At 72.9% G+C, this 2,933-nt stretch carries 4 protein-coding genes; 1 reads left to right on the top strand and 3 read right to left on the bottom strand.

Translation table 11 applies throughout. The annotated features are described in order from the left end of the window. Both B8460_RS12580 and B8460_RS12575 read right to left on the bottom strand, forming a co-directional pair. Positions 1-527: VOC family protein (locus tag B8460_RS12580; protein WP_048861949.1), on the bottom strand; the 527-nt coding region annotated here is incomplete at its 3' end. Continuing rightward, positions 524-1,186 carry a glutathione S-transferase gene (locus B8460_RS12575; protein WP_048861948.1) on the bottom strand — a complete coding sequence of 221 codons (663 nt, stop codon included), beginning with the start codon at positions 1,184-1,186 and terminating at the stop codon, positions 524-526. The genes B8460_RS12580 and B8460_RS12575, both read right to left, overlap by 4 nt. A gap of 92 nt (positions 1,187-1,278) precedes the next feature. On the opposite strand from B8460_RS12575, the gene B8460_RS12570 reads away from it, so the two are divergent. Next, a complete protein-coding gene (locus B8460_RS12570) occupies positions 1,279-2,607 on the top strand; it encodes an aspartate aminotransferase family protein (RefSeq protein WP_048861947.1) in 1,329 nt (442 codons plus the stop codon). A gap of 43 nt (positions 2,608-2,650) precedes the next feature. On the opposite strand, the gene B8460_RS12565 is transcribed toward B8460_RS12570, so the two are convergent. Continuing rightward, a partial coding sequence (locus B8460_RS12565) for a peptidoglycan-binding domain-containing protein (RefSeq protein ID WP_206742652.1) occupies positions 2,651-2,933 on the bottom strand: 283 nt, incomplete at its 5' end.

Here is a 2,933-nt window from a genome sequence, read left to right as displayed (position 1 = left end):
TCGAGGCAAACGACCGCGTTGCGATGCCGGATGAGGTCGGGGCGCCAGATCGCCTCGGGCGTCAGATGCCGTATTAGCATCACGTGCCCCTCCGGCGCCTCGGGCAGCGGCAGGCGGGCGAAGCGTGCCCGCGGCCCGTCCGGCCGGGCCGCGTCGACCGGCCGTTCCAGCAGCGCGACGCCGGGCACCGCGAGCCCCGCCGCCCGCAGCCGCGCCAGATTGGCCTCCGGATCGTCGATGCCGAGCGCAAGGATATGCAAGCCCGCGCCGCGCGCGAGGTGGCGGCCGATCATGTTGCCGGGCGCCGCCGCGTCCACGACGGCGATCAGCTCGACATACCCTTCCTCCAGCATGATGCAGCGATTGGCGGTCGCATAGGCGACGACGGCGCCGTCCGGTCCCGACGGCCCGGCATGGCGGGCATAGGGCGCGAGGGTGAAACCAAGCCGCTCCCACAGCGCCGCCAGCGCGCCGAGGTCGTGGCCGGCGATGCCCACATGGTCGAGCCCGGTCGCGACGGCGCTCATGCCGGCACCTCGAACCGGGCGATGCGCCATTCCGGCGGCTCCGCCATCGCCGCCCGGTACCAGGCGTCCACCAGCGAATGCGCCCGCACCGCATCGACATAGGCGCGCGAGGCCGCGGAGATCTCCGGCGCCCAGGTCAGGAAACGCGCGACCACGGGGGCATACATCGCGTCCGCCGCGCCGAACGCGGTGCCGAACAGATAAGGCCCGTCGCCGCCGAACCGGGCCCGCGTGTCGGCCCAGATCGCCTCCACGCGGGCGATGTCGGCCAGCGCCTCCGGCGTGCGCCCCCGCCCGGCGAAGGCGCCGCCGAGGTTCATCGGCATCGCCAGCCGCAACCCGCGCAGGCCGCCATGCATCTCCGCCGCGATGGCCCGGGCGTGCGCGCGGGCGATCCGGTCGGCCGGCCACAGCGATGGGGCCAGTTCCGCGCAGTATTCGACTATCGCCAGACTGTCCCAGACCCGGGCGCCCCGGTGTTCCAGAAACGGCACCAGCCCGCTCGGCGACACGGTGGGATCGGACAGCACCCGCCCCTCCGGCGAGGGCGCGACCACCACCTCCGTCACGTCCAGCCCGGCCAGACGGACGGCGAGCCACCCGCGCATCGACCAGCTCGAATAGCGCCGTGTTCCGAGAACGAGCCTGCCATCCGCCATCGCCGTCTCCTTTTCCGCACCCGACGCATGCCTGCGGTCTTGCCGGCGGGCCCGCAAGAGGCGAGTCTCCCCGCGATCAGGAGATCGACGGAATGAACGACGCCCCGACGCTGCCGAACGACCTTGACGCTTACTGGATGCCCTTCACGGCAAACCGGGCGTTCAAGACGGGACCGCGCATGCTCGCGCGCGCCTCCGGCATGTTCTACTACACGGCGGAGGGGCGGCCGATCATCGACGGCACCGCCGGGCTATGGTGCGTCAACGCCGGCCACGGGCGGCGCGAGATCGCCGAGGCGATCCAGGCACAGGCGGTGCAGCTCGACTACGCGCCGAGCTTCCAGATGGGCCATCCGCTCGCCTTCAGGGCCGCCGGGCGCATCGCCTCCATCACGCCGCCGGGGCTGGACCGCATCTTCTTCACCAATTCCGGCTCCGAGAGCGACGACACCGCGCTGAAGATCGCGCTCGCCTATCACCGCGCGCGCGGCCAGGCGACGCGCATCCGGCTGGTCGGGCGCGAGCGCGGCTATCACGGCGTGGGCTTCGGCGGCATGTCGGTGGGCGGCATCGGCGGCAACCGCCGGCAGTTCGGCGCCGCGATCCTGCCGCACGTGGACCACCTGCCGCACACCCACGCCCCCGGCCGCAACGCCTTCACCCGCGGCCAGCCGGATTGGGGCGCGCATTACGCCGACGCGCTGGAGGGGCTCGTCGCCCTGCACGGGGCGGATACCATCGCCGCAGTCATGGTCGAGCCGGTCGCGGGATCGACCGGCGTGCTGGTGCCGCCGCGCGGCTATCTGGAGCGGCTGCGCGAACTGTGCACGAAGCACGGCATCCTGCTGATCTTCGACGAGGTCATCACCGGCTTCGGGCGGGTCGGCCGCAATTTCGGCGCGGAACGCTTCGACGTGATCCCGGACATCATCACCATGGCCAAGGGCCTGACCAACGCCGCCGTCCCGATGGGCGCCGTCGCGGTGTCCGACGAGATCTACCGCACCGTGGTCGAGGGCGCGCCCGAGGGCATCGAGCTGTTCCACGGCTATACCTATTCGGGCCACCCCCTCGCCTGCGCCGCCGCCATCGCGACGATCGACCTGCACGCCGCCGAGGACCTGCCGGGGCGGGCCGCGGCGATGGAGGGACCGTTCGAGGCGGGGGCGCACAGCCTGCGCGGGATGCCGGGCGTGATCGACATCCGCAATTTCGGCCTGATCGCCGGCATCGAGCTGGAGCCCTATCCGGGCCGGCCCACGGTGCGGGCGGCGCGGGTGATGCAGCGCTGCTTCGAGGACGGGGTGCTGGTGCGCACGACGGGCGACACCATCGCCCTGTCGCCGCCGCTGATCATCGAACAGCCGCATATCGACCGCATCTTCGACGTGCTCGGGCACGCCATCCGCGCCGCCGCCTGACGCCCCTCCCCGGGGCCGTCCGCCCCGGGGGCAGGTGGCGCCGCTACTGCGGCGGGAAGTTGTTCGGGTCGAAGCCCAGCGCCTGCACGCTGGCCGCGTCGATGCGGCCAGAGACGGGAATGCCGCGCGCCTGCTGGAGATGCACCAGCGCGGACTGCGACCCGGGCCCCCACACGCCGTCGATGCCGCCGAAATAGAAGCCCTGCTCGCGCAGGCGGCTCTGGATCAGGCGCAGCGCGTCGCGCGACAGCGGCACCGGCGAGCGGTGCTCGGCGGCCGGCTGGCCGGGAGGTGGCGCGCCCATGCCGGGCTGCCCACCAGGCGGT

It is taken from the genome of Acidisphaera rubrifaciens HS-AP3 (assembly GCF_000964365.1).
Classification (GTDB): domain Bacteria; phylum Pseudomonadota; class Alphaproteobacteria; order Acetobacterales; family Acetobacteraceae; genus Acidisphaera; species Acidisphaera rubrifaciens.
The sequence above is the reverse complement of the archived record's forward strand: the minus strand, read 5'-3'. Positions and strand labels throughout refer to the sequence as shown.